General features: G+C 33.1%; 21 protein-coding genes. 4 read left to right on the top strand and 17 right to left on the bottom strand.

Features of this window, described 5'->3' with window-relative positions; all coding sequences use genetic code 11:
• Positions 1 to 73: 73 nt before the first annotated feature.
• Genes HRK21_RS08190 through HRK21_RS08180 form a run of 3 tightly spaced genes read left to right on the top strand, consistent with a single transcriptional unit; the run spans position 74 to position 2186 of the window.
• Positions 74 to 1483 (top strand): T7SS effector LXG polymorphic toxin, encoded by a 1410-nt coding sequence (locus tag HRK21_RS08190; protein WP_069888101.1) that lies wholly within the window; start codon positions 74 to 76, stop codon positions 1481 to 1483.
• A gap of 19 nt (positions 1484 to 1502) precedes the next feature.
• Complete coding sequence (locus HRK21_RS08185; RefSeq protein ID WP_069888100.1) at positions 1503 to 1973, top strand: hypothetical protein; 471 nt, start codon at positions 1503 to 1505, stop codon at positions 1971 to 1973.
• 3 nt (positions 1974 to 1976) lie between these two features.
• A complete protein-coding gene (locus tag HRK21_RS08180) occupies positions 1977 to 2186 on the top strand; it encodes a hypothetical protein (protein WP_003738163.1) in 210 nt (69 codons plus the stop codon).
• 235 nt (positions 2187 to 2421) lie between these two features.
• Here HRK21_RS08180 and HRK21_RS08175 read toward each other — a convergent pair whose 3' ends face one another.
• The gene (locus tag HRK21_RS08175; protein WP_070005756.1) at positions 2422 to 3267 is read right to left on the bottom strand and encodes an SDR family oxidoreductase; all 846 of its coding nucleotides are present in this window, start codon (positions 3265 to 3267) and stop codon (positions 2422 to 2424) included.
• 116 nt (positions 3268 to 3383) lie between these two features.
• On the opposite strand from HRK21_RS08175, the gene HRK21_RS08170 reads away from it, so the two are divergent.
• Positions 3384 to 3851 (top strand): Rrf2 family transcriptional regulator, encoded by a 468-nt coding sequence (locus tag HRK21_RS08170; RefSeq protein WP_031695156.1) that lies wholly within the window; start codon positions 3384 to 3386, stop codon positions 3849 to 3851.
• A gap of 54 nt (positions 3852 to 3905) precedes the next feature.
• Here the strand turns inward: HRK21_RS08170 and HRK21_RS08165 are convergent, their stop codons facing one another.
• The 16 genes from HRK21_RS08165 to HRK21_RS08090 form a co-directional block, all read right to left on the bottom strand.
• Entirely contained in the window at positions 3906 to 4793 is an 888-nt protein-coding gene (locus HRK21_RS08165; protein WP_223276775.1) for a hypothetical protein, read from the bottom strand.
• Positions 4794 to 5148: 355 nt separating this feature from the next.
• On the bottom strand, positions 5149 to 7041 hold the full coding sequence (inlB, locus tag HRK21_RS08160) for a GW domain-containing class 2 internalin InlB (RefSeq protein WP_070005754.1): 1893 nt from the start codon (positions 7039 to 7041) through the stop codon (positions 5149 to 5151).
• An 89-nt stretch (positions 7042 to 7130) separates the two neighbouring features.
• Positions 7131 to 9530, bottom strand: a complete 2400-nt coding sequence (gene inlA, locus HRK21_RS08155) for a class 1 internalin InlA (protein ID WP_069888096.1) — start codon at positions 9528 to 9530, stop codon at positions 7131 to 7133.
• A 726-nt stretch (positions 9531 to 10256) separates the two neighbouring features.
• Positions 10257 to 10412: a hypothetical protein gene (locus HRK21_RS08150; RefSeq protein ID WP_173346376.1), complete on the bottom strand. Its 156-nt coding sequence runs from the start codon at positions 10410 to 10412 to the stop codon at positions 10257 to 10259.
• 100 nt (positions 10413 to 10512) lie between these two features.
• The gene (locus tag HRK21_RS08145) at positions 10513 to 10683 is read right to left on the bottom strand and encodes a hypothetical protein (protein WP_173346375.1); all 171 of its coding nucleotides are present in this window, start codon (positions 10681 to 10683) and stop codon (positions 10513 to 10515) included.
• Positions 10684 to 11178: 495 nt separating this feature from the next.
• Positions 11179 to 11535, bottom strand: a complete 357-nt coding sequence (locus tag HRK21_RS08140; RefSeq protein WP_070005753.1) for a hypothetical protein — start codon at positions 11533 to 11535, stop codon at positions 11179 to 11181.
• 39 nt (positions 11536 to 11574) lie between these two features.
• Complete coding sequence (locus HRK21_RS08135; protein WP_070005752.1) at positions 11575 to 11931, bottom strand: hypothetical protein; 357 nt, start codon at positions 11929 to 11931, stop codon at positions 11575 to 11577.
• 120 nt (positions 11932 to 12051) lie between these two features.
• Complete coding sequence (locus HRK21_RS08130; protein WP_070005751.1) at positions 12052 to 12498, bottom strand: hypothetical protein; 447 nt, start codon at positions 12496 to 12498, stop codon at positions 12052 to 12054.
• Between the two features lie 72 nt (positions 12499 to 12570).
• On the bottom strand, positions 12571 to 13128 hold the full coding sequence (locus HRK21_RS08125) for a hypothetical protein (RefSeq protein ID WP_070005750.1): 558 nt from the start codon (positions 13126 to 13128) through the stop codon (positions 12571 to 12573).
• 421 nt (positions 13129 to 13549) lie between these two features.
• Positions 13550 to 13906 (bottom strand): hypothetical protein, encoded by a 357-nt coding sequence (locus tag HRK21_RS08120; protein ID WP_070005749.1) that lies wholly within the window; start codon positions 13904 to 13906, stop codon positions 13550 to 13552.
• 98 nt (positions 13907 to 14004) lie between these two features.
• Positions 14005 to 14445 carry a hypothetical protein gene (locus tag HRK21_RS08115; RefSeq protein ID WP_070005748.1) on the bottom strand — a complete coding sequence of 147 codons (441 nt, stop codon included), beginning with the start codon at positions 14443 to 14445 and terminating at the stop codon, positions 14005 to 14007.
• Positions 14446 to 14511: 66 nt separating this feature from the next.
• Complete coding sequence (locus HRK21_RS08110) at positions 14512 to 14865, bottom strand: hypothetical protein (protein ID WP_070005747.1); 354 nt, start codon at positions 14863 to 14865, stop codon at positions 14512 to 14514.
• A gap of 760 nt (positions 14866 to 15625) precedes the next feature.
• The gene (locus HRK21_RS08105) at positions 15626 to 16180 is read right to left on the bottom strand and encodes a hypothetical protein (RefSeq protein WP_012581943.1); all 555 of its coding nucleotides are present in this window, start codon (positions 16178 to 16180) and stop codon (positions 15626 to 15628) included.
• A gap of 31 nt (positions 16181 to 16211) precedes the next feature.
• On the bottom strand, positions 16212 to 16790 hold the full coding sequence (locus HRK21_RS08100; RefSeq protein ID WP_223276788.1) for a hypothetical protein: 579 nt from the start codon (positions 16788 to 16790) through the stop codon (positions 16212 to 16214).
• A 129-nt stretch (positions 16791 to 16919) separates the two neighbouring features.
• Positions 16920 to 17609, bottom strand: a complete 690-nt coding sequence (locus HRK21_RS08095; RefSeq protein WP_070005745.1) for a HEAT repeat domain-containing protein — start codon at positions 17607 to 17609, stop codon at positions 16920 to 16922.
• 418 nt (positions 17610 to 18027) lie between these two features.
• A complete protein-coding gene (locus tag HRK21_RS08090; RefSeq protein ID WP_012581946.1) occupies positions 18028 to 18297 on the bottom strand; it encodes a hypothetical protein in 270 nt (89 codons plus the stop codon).
• Positions 18298 to 18335: the final 38 nt, after the last annotated feature.

Genomic DNA, 18335 nt, shown 5'->3' with positions numbered 1-18335 from the left:
TTTACGGTATATTGTAAATGAAACTGCGTTTATCATTTAGCAAGCAACAAGAGATACAAAAGGGAGTGTTACAGTGAGCCGAATCGACATCGGAGAAATACAAGAGTTCGCGTTTCAACTACATACTGCTAACCAAACGGGAAGGAAGATTATCCTAGGCATCAAATCCACCGTGATAAGCTACATAGAGGATACTAGCTTAAAAGGAACAGCCGTGGATGCTTCGAAAAATTACTACCAAATAACATATCTTCCTCTTTGTGAAGCGATAATTGAAGCAATGAATGAGAGTGAAAGTCGCTTGAAGCAATTTATCCAAGACTTTGCCAATCAAGTAGACAGCTCGTCCAATGCCAAAATTGATGCAGCTGGTTTATATGAACTTGGTCAAATGATTGATAGAATTGAAAGTAAAAAAGAGTCATTATATCAACGAATGAACAGTAATACAGAAGGCCAAATGCAAACTTATCGTTCCCAATTAGCAATGGCCTATAGGCAAGAAAACATCCTAGAAAAGTATTTGGCATTTGAACAAAGCCATAGTAGTTTCTTTGACCATTTAACAGATTTAATACAAGGGATTCAGCAGACAGTTCGTGAACTTCAATCGAATATCCAGTTTAACAACCAAACAGGTAACTATGATTTAAGTAAGCTGAATTTTTCTACTGTAAGCCGAATGCGAAAAACATTAGAGCAATCTAAGGCGACTGATACAACCGTGTATGATTTTACCAGCTATAGTAAAGTGAAACAAGGTGGTATGTGGATACTTTCCAAAGGCGGCATAGTAGATATTAGAGCAACAGAAGCATATAATACAGCGATCTTTAACGGTGAAATATCAAAAGAAAGTAACCAAGCCACAGAAGAAGCAGAATTGCTAAAAGCCACATTAGATTCCTTAAAGCAAAACAAAGACCCAATTACAGGTCGAGAAATAAGCAAAGCTCAAAGTTTTGGTATCTTAACATCACTCATTTTTGGCTATACGACGAAAGGTTATAGAGGGAAAAAAATCTCTATACCGAAGAGCGCCCTATCAAAATTAAGAAAAGCTCAAGGGTCTAATGCAGCAGAAGAAACAGTAACTTATTCGAGAGTCCAAGGTGGAGACAGCAAAAATTTACTTTTAGTTAATGATGATGGTACACTGTCACTAAATAACAACTGGAAATCTGACCATAATTTAAATGTTTCAACAGGAAAAGACCACGCAAAATACTTTAAAGAGAAACGTTCTAATTCTTATATAGTTGAATTTGAAGTCCCTAAATATTTGGATGATTTAATTAAGGAAAATGCAATTTCTCAAAACGGTTATAAAATTAATCCGTTAAATCAAGGAGGCACTGCTCCTAAAATAGTTGATAAAGGAGTTTTTGAAAAATTTAATTTTGAAGGTACTGCTTACGAGATACCAGACCCCATCACCCAATGGTTAGCGGAGTATGCTCAAAATGCAAAAATATTAAAGTGAAAGTGGTGAAGAAAACATCATGCTGATACCTAAATATGCAGAAAATATTATTGTAGGAGTAAAATATAACGACTCTTTTAATTGGTATATTACCGACACAGAATTATGGTATTTAGATTATAACCAAGCTTGTTATTCAATTGAAGAATACCCAAAAGAACGAAAGAATATAAGCATCTTAAATGAAAATACAGCCAACTCTTTTTTAATAAATATAGAAAGCTTTAAAAGCTCAACAAACTCTCTAAAGCAAAATTTCTTTAAAGAACTTAATCGAAATAAAGAAGAAGTTACATATGATTATAACCCCAGTCTATTAGTAGATTTTGACAATCAAATTCTTTACTCTAATTATCCTGAATCTATATCTTTTGAAGAATATATTCCAGATAATTGGAGTGGATATTTTCAAAGATTCTTTGAAAATATCCCTCAAGAATATAGATATTGGGAAGAAAACAGCACAAATTATTTAACTAGGAAGGATTGAATCATGAAAAAAGATAAATTAACTATGATAAAAGAGACTTTTAAAAATGATAAAACTGGGGAACTAACACCAGGCGTAACAATAATTCTTGATGGTGAGGTGGCTCAAGCATTAGATATAATTATGAAAAACAAAGGATATTCTGATTATCCTGAAGCCTTAAAAGATGTTATTTTTGAAGGTATTCAGAGCTTTATAAAACAAAATGATTAAAAAGACTATCTACAATCCGTAACGGAGCTCAATAGGTAGACCTTTTACCGAGCAGGTTTATCTGGTCGGTATTTTTTTGTGATCATTCTTTCCTGATGTTGACTAAAGCTTATTCCGCTTTGATTTGATGGTGGCTTTAGTAATATATCCTTTCGACCTTTATATACCTCATAGCTGGACCACTTTTTGCTGAAATAAAACAGCCTACCTCAATCCAAGGTAGGCTGTTTCATTATTATTTCAACAATTCCCGAAGCGCATCCACACGGTTCGTTAGTGGTTTTCCTAATGCTTTTTCAAAATCATCAGAAGTAACATCTAATTGGTTGTTCTTAATGTCGTGTTGGAATGATAAGAACATTTCTGCAACAGGTTGTGGTAAACCAACAGTAACTAAATTTTCTACAAATCCTTTATCATCTGAAGAAATAACGTCGAAATCTTTTCCAGTTGCTTCTTTTAATGCTTTTGTAAGTTCTTCGTATGTCATGAGCGGGCCAGATAATTCAAGGATTTCTGGGAAGTCAGCGCCCGCAATAGCTTTTGCGGCTACTTCTGCGTATTCGCGTTTTAATGCCCAGCCAACTTTTCCATTTTCAGCAGCGTAAATAAATTTCCCACCACTCAATGCGCCACCGATCATCGGCATTTCATTTTCGAAGTACCAGTTGTTACGCAAGAAAGTGTGCGCGATTCCGGATTTTTCGATTGCTTTTTCGGTAAAGTAATGATCTTCTGCTAAAGCGCTTGTGGATTTATCTGCGCCTGCGAAACTTGTGTAAGCAATGTAAGAAACTCCTGCTTCTTTTGCCGCATTTACCACATTTCCATGTTCTACTTGGCGATTACCAGGAGCCCCTGAAACAAATAATACGCGGTCGATGCCTGCGAATGCTTGCTTCATTGATTCTGCATCACTATAATCACCAATACGGATATTAAATCCTGCTGCTTTTAAGTCTGCACCTTTTTCTTCGCTACGAACTAAAGCATAAATATCGGACGTTGGAACGAGCTCTTTCAAATAATTTAATGCGTATCCTCCAAGTCCACCTGTTGCACCAGTTACTAAATAAGTCATTTAAACCACTCCTTCAAATTTTTTAATATTAAAGCTGTACATTTATAATTTACACCTTTATAATAAACATTATGATAAGATAAGTCAAGGAGAAAATTTGAAAGGATTGAAAAAAAATGAAATACTCCATCCAATTTAGTGATGCTATCCACATTTTGGCTTATATAGAAATTTTTAAAAATACGAATTTGTTATCGAGTGAAATTATTGCTAGTAGTGTAAAAACAAATCCCGCTAATATTAGAAGAATTATGAGCAATTTAAAAAAGGCCGATTTAATTACTACGCAAACTGGTAAAGCAAATCCGATTCTTGCTAGACCGCCCGAAGAAATTTCGCTGCTTGATGTCTATAAAAGTATTGAAGGCAACACAAATTTAATTCATGTTGATCCAAAAACCAATCCAGATTGCGTTGTCGGCGCTAATATTCAACAAGTTCTTACAAGTAAATACGATTTGCTTCAACAAAAAATGGAACTTGAAATGGAAAAAATTAAGTTAGATAGTATTGTTCGCGATATTTCTGTATTAGAAAGTAAAGACAGACCGCAAAACATGGAAATTGTCGAGAAATATTTGTAAAAATAAGTCCAAATAAAAAAGGAACTGATTCGTTTTAGTGAATCAGTTCCTTTTTTATTGTTGAAATGAAGTAAACGATGCAGCTTTTTCTTTTAGAATATCTAGAAATACTAGTTGATTAGAAATAGCGCTACCTTGTAATTGAACTTGACCTAATTTCTCCGTTGCAAGGACGCAAACAAAGTCATATTCATGCGTTCTTTGCGCATTTTTGATAATTGTATCGTGTTTATCATAATGAACTTCGACAGTTAAGTCTTCCCAATTAAGAATTGTTCTGTCTAAAGAAACGCCGTCTTGGTTAACAAGGATTTTTTTAGTATTCGCAGCTAGTAATTGATCTAACAGCAATGATTTTTGAGTATTCAATGAATTATTCGTTAGTTTTTTATCCAATTTCTGGTAAAAAGCTCTGTAATCGCTAGGAGCTAAGAAATTAAATGCTAACTGATTTTTTTCACAGAGCGCCTTCTTATTAGTAGCAATTAATTTTGGTGTAACTTTTGTCAGAAAGTTTTCTAGAAGTTCGCCGGATTCGCCCACTCTTGCAGGAATATAAATCCAGTCATTTGAATTTTCCGCGCGGTAAAGCAGATTGTTCACGAGCTTCAGTCCTGGAACGCGTAACATTTGAATTTCTTCTATGTTTTCGAAAGGAATAATCCCTTCTGACTTCCCTTTAAACAAGGATTCAATCCCATTTTCATGGAGTTGGAAAGAACGCGCATAAACGGTGCTTTTCACGCGGATTGTAAGCAAAAGCCCTCCGATGAAAAATAACGCTGCACAAACGCCAATCCCCATTACGATAAGTTGTTTTACTGAGTCTGTTACATCGAGATAACTCCCCATGTCTGTAGGTGCTGTTGGCATAGCATTTACTTTAAAAGTAACAAATATTAACATAACTCCTATTAGTAAAATAACAAGTGCCAAAATCATTGCACCTATATTAGTACGATGTCGTTCTTGATAGGTTTTGATAATGTTTCCCCCTATTATTAATTAATCAGCGCAAAGATGATTCCAACAATTAATAGACCAAATACAAAACCAACAATAGATTTCCAATTTCCTTTTTGTTTCATTATGTCTCCTCCGTTTCTCTCTATATATTGTGAAATTATAACAATCACTTCTCTTTAAAATATCATGCGATAATGCTTAAATCAATGTACTTTTTGTGAATCTTTTAGTTCACTTAGAATATTAATTCGTTGTTTAAATCAGCATATCGACACAATTTATACAAGAAAAGAAGGCGACTCTTCGCCTTCTTTTCTTGGTCAGTTGTCAGTTATTTCTGCGTACTTAAATTCGTAGCTTTTGTCCAACCGATGAAGGTGGAGCTAGTTCTTATCCGATACCAAAGCTGACCTTCAACGGTGGCTGTCCGATCGACAATTAATGTTTGATTTTTATACTTGGCTAAAGTTCCCCATTTGATCGGACTATCGACTACCGGAACTTTATAGTATGCTTCATTTCCTTTATTTGCGCTGACGTATCGAGTTAATTGGATTGGTATTTCCATGCTTTGTTTATAAAACGTGTTAAGTGCACGCGTATCGACCCAACCAATTACTTTGCCATCAATGCTAAATTGATACCACGTAGTAATTGGTGTTTTGGCTTCGCGCAATATTCGCATATTTTTACCTTGGTAGACGGAAAGCTTGTTCACGAGAGTTGCGCCGGCTGTATTGTAAGGTTTTGTCCAAACGGCATTCCCTGGCGCATTTTTCACTCTTGCATAAGCAGTAACACCTTTATCATATTCTATTTTATCGTAACGGTCTAAGGAAAGATTTTCGGCTTTGGTCCAGCCAATATTTTTTAACCTGTACCATAATTCCCCGCCGTTTCGCGCTTCTCTATCAACAGTTAGAGCTTTACAGCGGTGCGAGGCTAGCGTTCCTTGTTTAAGTGAGTTATCTTCTCTTGGAAGTTTGTAGATGCCCGCATTCCCGCGAATGTATTTAACATAGCGTGTTAAATTCACCGCTTTTTCAGTCGTTTCCGCTTTAAACATGGCGTACAAAGTAAAATCGTTTCCGGACATATAATCCGTACTAAAATTCCACTCATGTCCACCATTTTTTTCAGTATACCAGCCTTTAAAAACATAGCCTTGTTTGGTCGGAGGTTTAGGTGCAGTTATTCGCGTCCCTGCCTCTACTTTTGTTTTTATTACTGTTCCATCAACATCATAACTTACTGTGTAAACCTCTTTCAGTGGTTGGGTTACTCTCCCGTGAAATCGTGCTTTTGCTTTTCCAACAGTGACTGGTTGATAGAAAATAAAACTTACTTCATTTATAAATTCTGGTAAATGCCATTTGACATTCGGTTTTTCATAATCGCCATCATCACTTATTATTTCTGGAGTAACTAACGACCCATCAATGTTTTTTACTGTGTTCGGAACAACTAGATTCGTTTGATAATTAATAGATTTATTCAGACATTCTTGACTAAATAATTCTAAAACATCTAGATTTTTAAGCCCTGCTAATGCTCTTAAATCGCTTATGTGGTTCTTACTTAGATATAGATTATGCAAATTAGTTAAACCTGAAAGTGGCACAATATCACTAATTTGGTTATCTTCAAGAGACAAAGTATCCAGTTTAGTTAAACGTGAAAGAACCGTTATATCTGCTATTTTGTTATCTCCCAAATACAAACTTTCCAACTGCGGTAAATGAACAAGTCCGTTTATATCACTTATACCACTATGCTCCAAAGAAAGTGATTTTAATTTTTTTAAATCTTTGAGTGAGCTTAAATCTTTTATTTTATTTTTATCTAAAAAAAGCCAGCTTAAATTCCCCAAACTTGCTAAAGGGGTCATATCCGTTAATTTATTCCCATTTAAAAATAATCTTGTTACATTAGGTAAATACTGAATTCCTTGAATGGACTTAATATCGCTGTCATTCGCGATGATTTGCCCTATGCTATTTAATTCATTTTGTGTCACTACATCTGCCACACTTGTTTTCTTTAAATTGTCTTTGATTATTTCTGCAAAAGCATCATCTGGAAAAATTTGCTTGATTGGCGTTGGCATGTTGATGGTCTCCGCCTGTACTTTCGCTCCGTTACCAATAATTATCCATAAACTAAAAATAATAGCTAAACCTGAGATAAAATAATACTTCCTTCTTGAATTGTACTTTCCTTTCACACTATCCTCTCCTTGATTCTAGTTATTAAAAAAATAAAAAAGCTAGATATAGTCCGAAAACCACATCCAGCTCTTCACACTACTTCGCTTTATTTAGCACGGTTTTTTTTAGTAAGAACTACTGCGGTGCCTACTGCTAATAAGCCTAACAACAGATATAGCGCATTATCGCTATCACCCGTTGTTGGGAGTGAAGCATCTTTTGAATTATAAGGGTCGTAAGCGTTCATTGTACTTGTTGTGCTCGCTGAATTCCCTGTTGATGTGTTAGATGTGTCGCTTCCAGGTATATTTGCGGAAGGTGGTGTAGTGTTCCCGCCGTTATTTGTAGTAGGCGGTGTGTTCCCACCAGTTGTTGGTGGTGCCACAGGATTTTTCGTAAATTGAGCGTATAGCGTAATGTCATTTGCTGGCATTTTATCCGTCGCAAAATCCCATTTTTTACCATCTGTTTTTTCGTCATACCAACCTTTAAAAGTATATCCAGCTTTTGTTGGCGTTTTTGGTTCTTTGAGAAGTCCTTGATAGTCTACTGCTTGAGTCGTTGTTTTTCCATCAACATCAAAGGTTGCTGTATAGCTATTGGCGCTATATTGAGCATATAAGGTGATGTTTTTAGCAGGCATCTTACTAGTTGCAAAATCCCACTTGTCACCGCCAGTTTTTGCGTTATACCAGCCTTTGAAAGTATAACCTTCTTTTGTTGGTGCCGTAGGTTCTTGTAACAATCCTTGATAATCTACAGTTTGAGATGTTGTCACTCCGTCATTATCAAAGGTTGCTGTGTAGCTGTTAATACTAAATTGTGCATATAAATCGATATCATTTGTCGGCATTTTATCCGTACTGAAATTCCATTTAGTTCCGCCTGTTTGGGCATCAAACCACCCAATAAAAGTGTGACCTTCTTTTACAGGATTGGCTGGTTCAGTCAATAGATTCCCAGCTTCCACTTCTTTGGTTGTTTCTTTGCCGTCCACATGAAACTTAGCATTAAAAATTGCCTTAAGTGGCTGCTTCACAGTTCCGCTAAATGTTGTCGTTCCTTTTCCAATAGTGACAGATTGGTTAAAGGTATAACTTACTTCATTCGTATAACTTGGTAAGCTCCATGTTATATCAGGTTCTGCATAACTACCGCCATCGCTAATAGTGGCTGGTGCAATCAAAGCGCCCGTCACATTTTTCACCGTGTTTGGAATGGATACATTTACTTTGTAGTTCACTGGTGGATTTGTCCATGCTTGATCATTCAACCCTAATTGGGTAATTCTTGTTAAATTAGCCAATGGTGTAAGATCGCTAATTTGGTTATGCCCAGCCGAAAGCCAATTAATATTGGTTAAATTCGCAAGCGAGCTTACATCACTTACCTTGTTATTATAGAAAAATAATCTTTGGAGCTTTGTTAAACTAGAAACTGGGCTTATATCACTTATATTATTAAAGTACAACGTTAAATATGTGAGATTTTTCAGGTTAGAAATTGGGCTAATATCTTCTAACTGATTTTCATTTAGCTCTAAGTTAGTGAGTGCGGTTAGACCTGCTAGGGGACTGATGTTACTTATTTGGTTAGCTCCCAGTTTTAACTCAGTTAGTTTTGTTAGACCCGACAGTGGTGCTAGATTACTAATTTGGTTATTTGCTAAATCTAAATCTGTCAAGTTTGTTAAACTCGCCAATGTGCCTATATCTTTTAACTGGTTACCATTTAAGGATAATTCGTCCAAATTTGTTAAAATTCCAAGTGGGGTTATATCACTTATTTGGTTGTTAGTAGCGATAAGACTTTCTAAATTGGTTAATTTAGCCAGAACACTAATATCCGACAGCTTATTACTTGAAATATCTAGTCGTTCTAGTGTTGTTAAATTAGCTAATGGTTTTAAATCTGTCACTTGATTACCAAAAGATAATTGCTGTAGACTAGTTAAACCTGAAAGCGCACTAATATCACTAATCGTGTTACTAGATAGTTCTAGCCGATTTAAATTTGTTAGATTTTTAAGCGGGTCTATATCCGTTATCTGATTGTTGAACAAAGTCAAACCAGTTAGATTCGACAAATTAGCTAGCGGAGTTATATCCGCTATTTGATTATTATTCATCAAAATATCAACTAACTTAGTTAAATCTTTAAGTGGCGTTATATCCGTAAGTTGATTATTGCTGAAATTTATTTGTGTTAAATTGTTCAAGTATTCCAATCCATCGATAGATTTTATCCCTAATCTATCCGCCTGAAGCGTCGTAACTTGGTCTAAATCTGTTTGCGAGACCGTGTCTGTTACATTCGTTTTTCCTAAGACTGTCTTCATTTTTTCCGCTAGAGCTGTATCTGTAAAAATCTGATTAATAGGAGTATCTTGTGTAATTGTAGCTGCCTGAGCATTTGTCCCGTTACTCGTGTTAATCCATAATCCACTGCCAAATACTAATATTGCTACTAGTATACTTTTCAACCATACATATCGTTTTTTTCTCACTATATACACTCCTTTTTCAATAGTTAGAAACAATATCAGGTTTCGTTGTGTAGGATTTTCTCCTGCATCCGAAAAATCGTGTCTGCTTAATTTATTAAACTATGCGCCCCATGAATTGTTCCTATGGTATTCAGTAGCTAATCTGTCTACGGAGCCGTTTAGTGATATCTTTCATCTCGTTCGTTCCAGCACATTTCCCTATATATCGTATTTTTATGTATGTCACTATCGAAGCTTAATAGGAATTCAACCATGCAAATCATGTTATGTTGATACCACACGTGTCATTCCACCTTTTAAAATGGTCTATTATTGACGAATTCAAGCCCCGCACTCTTCCCGCCAAAACTCTCTTTTTTTCACTTCTTCTATATAATCACCCCTTTCAAAGCCCATTAAATAATAATAACTATTTTTCTCCAAAAAAGAATTAACTTATGTTATCCTCTACCCTTTATGTTCAAAATAACACATATTGTTACCTGGATTATTGGTGAAATGTATGCAAAAAAGATAACACAATGTGATTGTGTTATCTTTTTACTTTGTATGCTGGTTGGCAGTTATCCTTATTTCTGAACTGATAATTGATTTCTTCAGCTTTAATTTTTATACCAAAAATAAAAAACTTTATCTTTTACTAGTTTTGCTATAAAAATCACCTTTTTTTCCAGTGGAACATAACAATATTTATTCTGTTGAAGTTTTATTCGATTTTATCTTCCTTTAATTTCTTGCTTTAATATACACAGTCACACGAATAGGAAAATCATATTCCTTCCGTAACCACTTGGCATAATCTTTAAAAACCGTTTTTAATTCTAGCTGAACTGATTCTTCTATTTTCAAACGAAGGTCTTTTCTCACCAGCAAATTACTCATAGTTTTTATCATCTCTCTTTTTTTGAAAGTCTTAAGCCATTACAGTAATCGGATATGTAATTAAGTTATTAGTTCTTACCGCCTCTTTTTCACAAATCCCTTAGCCCAACAATCCGACATAAACCCCGAGATAAGCATACATTCCAACTGAAAAAGTACATAGGACAACAGCACATATACCTTTAAATATCATACTTACCCTACTTCTTTTAATTAAATATAATCCTGCAATTATTACTAGGTTAATCAAAGCTGCAATTGAGATAGCCATGATAGGAAAACCTCCTTAATAAAATAAATATGACGTGATTACTGTTATACCAAGTAAGGTTAAAAAATATATTTCTATAATTCTTTTTGTCCGCTTTCTTATTTTTTTAACATCCATAATTTCTATTGAGATAATGACAATAACAATTGTTTCTAATCCCAAAAACACAGTTACAATAATATCTGTGAGAAAATTATAAAAAAACATATGAATTAAAATGGAACTCATGAGAAATAATATTAAAAACAGTAGAAAGCTATTTTTTCTGATAAAAGCCAATAAGTATTCAACTCCAATTTTCAATTTACTTCAATCTTATACACTAAACCTTCTCTTTGCTTGTGTTCCGAAATCTTTTTGTTATTATCTAACTGTTTAAGTTTTCCTAAATATAGGGAAAATACTGCTAGGCTAGGCGAATCATTGATTATTAATTCTTTTTTATTATTTTTTTCTTTATTTCTGCAAATTTTTCCTATCTTCGGAAAATAATTTTCAATAAATAAAACTCGCTATAACATAATAAATATATATTCCTAAAGCGACTATAGCTAATGTTGCTGATAGGATAGATAAAATTGTAGACTTTCCTTTACTTTTACTCCATAAAACTAATATGAGTTCGATGCACAAAATAATTATTTGCACTACCAAAATCACATAAATATATGATTTCAGGGTTTCACTACTGCTTATGAAAATACCTGTTCCAACTATCATAATCCCCGCAAAAAGTATGCTTGCACCTACGATTTCCAAGATACCTTTAGTTTTTTCTGAGAGAAGCAGCGGAATGAAACAAATTGCAAATGTAATAAAATTTATTGATACATCGATAATAAATTCAATCATAATCGTTACCTAATTTCCTCCTTTTATAGCGTCAGTTTTTCAGTAAAAAACAAAAGTCAAAACCACATAAGTTACATAAGTAAATAAATTAAATATCGTTAGAATTAATACACATACACCTATTAAAACTTCCGATTTTCCGAGTTTACTTAAATAATTCATGAATACATTTATGAAAAGTATCCCCATTTCAATTACTAATATAATGTACATATATGTGTGCAGTTCCTCTACACCAGACAGAATTAAACCTGTTCCGACTATCGCCAATCCAGCTATTGATAAACTGGCAATCACTTTTCCCATTAACTGCTTCTCTTTTTTAATTGCATTTCCACCAACCAAGAAGCATACAAAAGCTATAATATTAATTAAAATATTTAAAATAAAATCCATTTTTCATTCAACTTTCTATATTGTTATCGCGATTCTTTATTAACTTTTTAGTCTTAAATGCTCCAAACTTTAAATGCTCACTGAGATTGTTTTTGATTTCCCACTTTATCCCTCCTGAATCTATATCAGCTCTAAATTCGATTTTTCCATTGAATACGCCATCAACTCACTTGAATCTGATAAAATGACTAATAATGGGAAAACGGATAACAATTTGGCTCGTATATTTTCTATCCTTGGTATTTCGCTAAGCTCTAATTTATCTATCTGCTCAGAGATGTCGCAATCTTTTTCTACTAAAAAATACTGGTCATAGCTAGATCCCTCTTTAAATCGTTCTTCATCCTCTTTATAAAAATGAATATATGTCTTTTTAAATCTAGTTTGCTTCACAAGGACTGATTTATCAGCAGCTGCCTCAAAATTATGGGAAATATGAAATTGATATATATCAAATTGAAGAATTAGCCGCTTCATTATTTTTTCAATATCTTCATGAATTTCTTCTAAATATTTACCTTGATTATCATATGCACCCGCAGTAGTTATACCTACACTGTATATCATTTTGTCCCTCCGCACGTTTTTTCACTGCATTTTGCAATAGACTTTCTAAAATTTTTATTCCTTATTAATAAATTATTTTTTATAACTTTTCCCTAAACGCTTCCTGAACTTCCTGTATAGCCTATCTTTCATCCCCAGATTCTCCACAGTCAAAAATGTTTCTACATCATACCAAGGAATATCGATATCAAGTTTTTTATCAATCGCTAAAAGGGCTGTGTCTGAATATTCATTAACGAAAAGAAAGAGCTGCTCAGAAGGCAAATACATATAGCAATATAAAAATATCGTTGTCTCCGTTATATGTTCAAAATCCAAATTTTCTACTATACTAACCTCTTCCTGTGTAAAGTCTATTACTTCCTTTAAATTCAAGATAGTTTTGCTCTTTTGTAAAAATTTACCTTCTTCCAAAATCTCACTAATATATGCTTTCTCATCCTGTGTAATTTCCACAATTTGTTTAATCATATGGATGAATTCTTTCGTATCCATATAAATAGCCTCTGGTTCTTCAAAATAAAAGTTGTATTTTGAAGGATTAGAAAATATTTGTTTCGGTAAATTTTTTTCTAAATTGATAAGTTTTTTTATTTTAAATTCGACTTCATCACTAGTTAATTTGCTCATAAGGCCAACCTCCTTTCAAATGATGTCCATACCGACCAGCTCTTCATTTTTGAATATACAATTTGATACGATTTCGAATAGAAATTTTTTGCTTAGTTGAGATGTTTGGCGAGCAGTTCTATGATGTTCAAATAGGTTGTATCAATTTCTATTCGATACACTGTTCCTAATGAAAAAACATCCTCTCCCTCATAACCATCTGAACGCCTTCCGCTAAACATGATATCGTTCGTGGTAATAGCTTCAATGTAACCAGCAAAAAAATCGTCTTTGCGTGATGAACAAGTGGCTACTTATTTAGTTGCTTCTTGGCATTTTGAAGCAGTATTTCACAAAAACATTTTGCATCCAAGTTTATTTTTCATTAACCGCTATGACATAATAATTACTTGATTTTAGAATTCCACCTATAAGCCCTTATTCAATAAATAAAGCTCGCTACGACGTAATAAATATATACCCCCAACGCACCTATAGCTAATGTTGCTGATAGGATAGATAAAATTGTAGACTTTCCTTTACGTTTACTCCATAACACTAATATAAGCTCGATGCACAAAATAACTATTTGCACTACCAAAATCACATAAATATATGATTTCAGGGTATAACTATTGCTTATATAAATACCCGTTCCAACTATTATAAGCCCCGCAAAAAATATGCTTGCGCCTATTTTTTCCAAGATACCTTTAGTTTTTTCTGAAAGATAAAACGGAATGACACAAATTGCAAATGTAATAAAATTTATTAATATATGGATAATAAACTCAATCATGATTGTCTCCTATACTATAATATTCATAATGGTTATTTCTCTCCTTTACATAGTCCATCGAGATTAATTTTAGATCCGATAAACTAAAACCATTAACATTAGACTTCAAGCGCTAATTCTTCAATTAAAAATCCCAAGTCTTTTGCATAGAAATTGATTACTTCGCCTTCTAGAATCTTGTAAGTCATAATTGTATTTTGCACTAAAAAATATTCAATGTTTTCGCGTCTATTAAGGTCTGACACCCCGCTAAGTAATGTCTTTATATCTAGTCCTTTAGTTACAATTATAAATTTGTTATATTCCATTATTCCAGGGTTTTCCCTCATCGGCTCTGCCTTAAAAATGTTTAGAAAACGCTTAGGCTTTAATGGGAATGTTAGATCACTTCGCTTCTTTCTATCTACTGTATATTCATATATATCATATTTATCAAATAGTGGATTTACCACCGTTCTTATTTCGGGCATGATACTAAAATACTCTTGTTCTTTTTCATCATACGAATCCATGGTAGTCATACCTACACTGTATATCATGTTGTCACTCCTCAATGTTTTTTCACTGCATTTTGTAATAGGCTTTCTAAAATTTTTTATTCCTCACTAAATAAATCTCGCTACAACGTAATAAATGTATACTCCTAAAGCGACTATAGAAAATATTGCTGATTGGATAGATAAAATTGTAGACTTTCCTTTACTTTTACTCCATAACACTAATATAAGCTCGATACACAAAATAATTATCTGCACTACCAAAATGACATAAACATATGATTGCAGAGTATTACCGCCGCTTATAAAAATACCTGTTCCAACTATCATAATCCCTGCAAAAAATATGCTTCCACCTATTTTCTCCCAGATACCTTTAGTTTTTTCTGAAAGATAAAACGGAAGGACACAAATTGCAAATGTAATAAAATTTATTGATATATCGATAATAAATTGAACCATGATAACCTCCTAAAACGCTCTACTACAGCACTACCATTTTTTCTATATAATCTCCCACGCATGGGTTAGAAAAGAATATAAAACCTATAAATAAACAAGATTACATATGTAGGAAAGCAGACAAACACCGTTATCAATGTTATAACAAACTGTACTTTAAAAGCTTTTTCTTTAAGTTTAAAGCTAAGTATAAAAATAATTTGTTCTTTACTTCTATAGTGACTTTCATTTCCTAAATGCCCAACCGAGGGACTAGCATTATACAATAATTTATAATGGCTAGCAGGAAAATAATGATAGCTATATTGTTAAGGATGGTTTTATTGTTTTTCTTACGTCTCGTTTCATAGCCAATAATTAATATAAGTAGAAAAACAAAATATATTATTATCACAAGTAACATATTATCCCCCGATCCGTCTTAAAAGTAGATAGTTATTCCCGTAACCACAAATAAAGTTAACAATATTAATACTTGCATACACCTAGAAAAGAAGTTGTCTTTCTTAAAATCTATAATAACTATACACATTATAATTATGCCGATGAATTCCAAATCCATTATTAATTTCAAAATTGAATCCATTTCAATCTCCTAATTTGGTTATCTTCTTTCCTTTTTCTTTTTTATATTCTCTAGGATTGTATTCTTACTATCTTGCTTATGCTCACGCAGAGATTATTCTTTTGATATGTATTATTTACATCTCTTACTTTTAGAATAAGCCCTCCCTGTAAAAGTGGAGGGCTTATTCTTAGTTTATTTTTTTAGTTTGTTCATCAAATCTTGTTCTACACTGCCGCCGAAACGCAGGGCTAGAATATCTTCTTTTTTTATCCAACAAGTTCCATCTAATCGACCTTCGTCATCCACTAAAGTAATTTCTAATCCTTCATATTCGTTTTCAGCGATCATTCCAATTGCTGGAGTCTCATCGCCTATGATGTCAATAAAGATTATCTCTTTACTTTGGTATACATAATCAGCGGCAATTTCGAAAAGAGAATGCTTTTTGTTTGGTGCTTTCTCAAATAATCCTGAGCTGATTGGTTGATTAAGATGTTTTGCGAGTAGTTCGGCTGTTTTTAAATGTGCCGTGTCAATTTCTATTCGGTACACTAATTCTAACGGAAGAACAACATGTCCCTCTTCGTAACCGTCCGAACGTCGCGAACGGAACATAACATCACTCGCTGTAACTGCTTCAATGTAGCCCGCCTCGAAATATTCGTCTTCGCGTGACGCGTAGATGGCTACTAGTTTATTTGCTTCTTGGCATTTTAGTAATCTTTCGTACATGAATTTTGTGGACATTTTTGGTTCCTCCTTAGGATTTCATAATCAATTAACTTTTAGTAAAAAACACTTTATTAAATTCTGTTAAAAAATTCAAATTATCTTTTTCAAGCCAAACGGACCATTCTTGAAAATGTTTGGTAAATTCCTCTTTCGTCATACTTTCTAAATGGAAAAATACATCTTGTTTGGGAAAATCTTCCTCCAAAGCTAAAATAACGAAATTAAATTCATTAACAAAATATAGTCCCCAGTTACTTACATTAGAAAACAAACAAGCTTCATTGAAGGTTAAAAAGAAGGTGTTCTTTCTATCCTCAGAATCGTTTTCTAAAATATCCATTTGCTCTAAAATCTGTTTAGGATTAAGCGAAGTAGGAATCTCGGCTATAGTATAGTCTGAATTTTTTTCAGTTGCGCTGGTAAAGAACAAGTTTTTCACTTTGTTATTAGATGAAATTTGTAAAATCCATTCCCAACCTGTTTCTTCGTAAAAATAATCCATATCATAAACGAAAAAATTATGGAACTTAGTATTAAAAATATTTTCAGGTAGGTAATTATCTGAATTAAATACCTTAGCAAATTCGTTATTAAAATTAGCATAGGTCTTCTTTTTCAGTGTCATTTTTTCCAATTAATTATCCCCTTTTCTTGAGTCAGGATTTCCCGAAAATTATCTAGTTGTTTTTCATTTAGTACTTTTCCATCTTTAAAGCCAAGAACGTCATCCTATTTCGTGTTATCAAATTAATTCTCACCAATATTTCAATGACCGAATTGCGTTTTTTAGTGTAGTTATATTTTCTTCATCTGATTCAATTTCTAGGCGAGCATAAAAAGCATTAATTATTTGCTCTCTTTTGAGATGGTTTTTTAGATCTGCTAAATTATTAATCGTTACATATCGTGCCACTTCATCGGATGAATTTAGTAATTGGATTAGCTTTTGTTCATAACAATCCTTTTCTGCTTCTGTGTCACTTAATAAAACCAAGGTGGAGTAACATCCAGATTTCACAACGTCACTGGTTTCATTTTCTAAATGTTTTTCTATATCCTCTATTACGTCATAAGCCCCCAAATCACCAAGATTTAAAATTGCAAAATACCGAACCCAACGATCAGCGTCATTTAAATGTGCTAAAAGAATAAGCTCTGCTTGCTTCATCCTGTGATAACCCATATACTCGAAACACTTTGTTTTAACCTCATTTGTATCAGTCATATGAGCCATTACTAATTTCTTGATGCGATTATGAGAGTTAGTTAGTAAAGCGTCTATCGCAGCAGCTCGAATTTTTTCAGAACTTGATTCTGATAGACTGACTAGCGCATTTTCAACTGTTTTTCCTTTTGCGTATTTGCCTAGTTTGGGTATAATTTTTAGCATTTGAGTTTCATTTGGAGTATTTTTTAATGTTTGGAGTAATTGTTTCGCATCCAATGGGTTTCTCCTTCGTTATGTTTTAGTAGTTCATTTGAAATTATTTCTATTGCTGTGGTGTCTAAAACTGGTGGAAACTCTATCATTATTCCATCCTCTATTTCTATATCTTTTCTAGGCTTCAATTTTTAAAATTATGCGACCTATTTTTATTTTTTCATTTTTCTTAGTTGTTATAACTTGTATTAAATCTTTATCAAAAAGTTATCAATAAATTACTAATTAAACAATCCCTTAATAGCATAGTACTCATATAATCCAAAAATCATAAAAACAATAAAAAAAACGGTTATTATATATGTATTTCTGTATTTTTTAGGGGTATTATCTGAAAACGCTTGGAAATAGATTAAAATTATTACATTTGTTATTAACAGAAAGATTAATACATCAGGCATATTTAATTTCTCCTTAAACTTTAATATAAAAAAAATGAACTTATAATTATTATTACAAACATACTAATACAAACAGTTTGAAGATAACCTTGAATTTTGTTATTTGTATTCATTTTTTCAATTAAATCAAATAACATAAAAATATTTGCAAGCAAGATGAAACCTACACTAACCTCTATAATAGATTGAGCCCCTGGCAACTCCCATAAATAATATACAATTAACGTTACGACTAGCAAAAAGCATAAACTTAACTTAAAATATTTCCAAGATTTATTTTTTTTATTCACCTTATCCCCCTCCTAACTTATAGATATAAAGCAGGAAA

Source organism: Listeria monocytogenes, assembly GCF_013282665.1.
Lineage (GTDB): Bacteria > Bacillota > Bacilli > Lactobacillales > Listeriaceae > Listeria > Listeria monocytogenes_C.
Note: the sequence above shows the minus strand (reverse complement) of the source record. Positions and strands in the feature narration are given on the sequence as shown.

Excerpts from the sequence above, each read along its gene's own strand:
- HRK21_RS08125 (WP_070005750.1), bottom strand. The coding sequence starts at position 13,128 with ATGAGCAAATTAACTAGTGATGAAGTCGAATTTAAAATAAAAAAACTT.
- HRK21_RS08135 (WP_070005752.1), bottom strand. The coding sequence starts at position 11,931 with ATGGATTTTATTTTAAATATTTTAATTAATATTATAGCTTTTGTATGC.
- HRK21_RS08105 (WP_012581943.1), bottom strand. The coding sequence starts at position 16,180 with ATGTCCACAAAATTCATGTACGAAAGATTACTAAAATGCCAAGAAGCA.
- HRK21_RS08110 (WP_070005747.1), bottom strand. The coding sequence starts at position 14,865 with ATGGTTCAATTTATTATCGATATATCAATAAATTTTATTACATTTGCA.
- HRK21_RS08180 (WP_003738163.1), top strand. The coding sequence starts at position 1,977 with ATGAAAAAAGATAAATTAACTATGATAAAAGAGACTTTTAAAAATGAT.
- HRK21_RS08175 (WP_070005756.1), bottom strand. The coding sequence starts at position 3,267 with ATGACTTATTTAGTAACTGGTGCAACAGGTGGACTTGGAGGATACGCA.
- HRK21_RS08185 (WP_069888100.1), top strand. The coding sequence starts at position 1,503 with ATGCTGATACCTAAATATGCAGAAAATATTATTGTAGGAGTAAAATAT.
- HRK21_RS08120 (WP_070005749.1), bottom strand. The coding sequence starts at position 13,906 with ATGATTGAGTTTATTATCCATATATTAATAAATTTTATTACATTTGCA.
- HRK21_RS08115 (WP_070005748.1), bottom strand. The coding sequence starts at position 14,445 with ATGATATACAGTGTAGGTATGACTACCATGGATTCGTATGATGAAAAA.
- HRK21_RS08100 (WP_223276788.1), bottom strand. The coding sequence starts at position 16,790 with ATGACACTGAAAAAGAAGACCTATGCTAATTTTAATAACGAATTTGCT.
- HRK21_RS08140 (WP_070005753.1), bottom strand. The coding sequence starts at position 11,535 with ATGATTGAATTTATTATCGATGTATCAATAAATTTTATTACATTTGCA.
- HRK21_RS08145 (WP_173346375.1), bottom strand. The coding sequence starts at position 10,683 with ATGGCTATCTCAATTGCAGCTTTGATTAACCTAGTAATAATTGCAGGA.
- HRK21_RS08130 (WP_070005751.1), bottom strand. The coding sequence starts at position 12,498 with ATGATATACAGTGTAGGTATAACTACTGCGGGTGCATATGATAATCAA.
- HRK21_RS08170 (WP_031695156.1), top strand. The coding sequence starts at position 3,384 with ATGAAATACTCCATCCAATTTAGTGATGCTATCCACATTTTGGCTTAT.
- HRK21_RS08150 (WP_173346376.1), bottom strand. The coding sequence starts at position 10,412 with ATGAGTAATTTGCTGGTGAGAAAAGACCTTCGTTTGAAAATAGAAGAA.
- HRK21_RS08165 (WP_223276775.1), bottom strand. The coding sequence starts at position 4,793 with ATGATTTTGGCACTTGTTATTTTACTAATAGGAGTTATGTTAATATTT.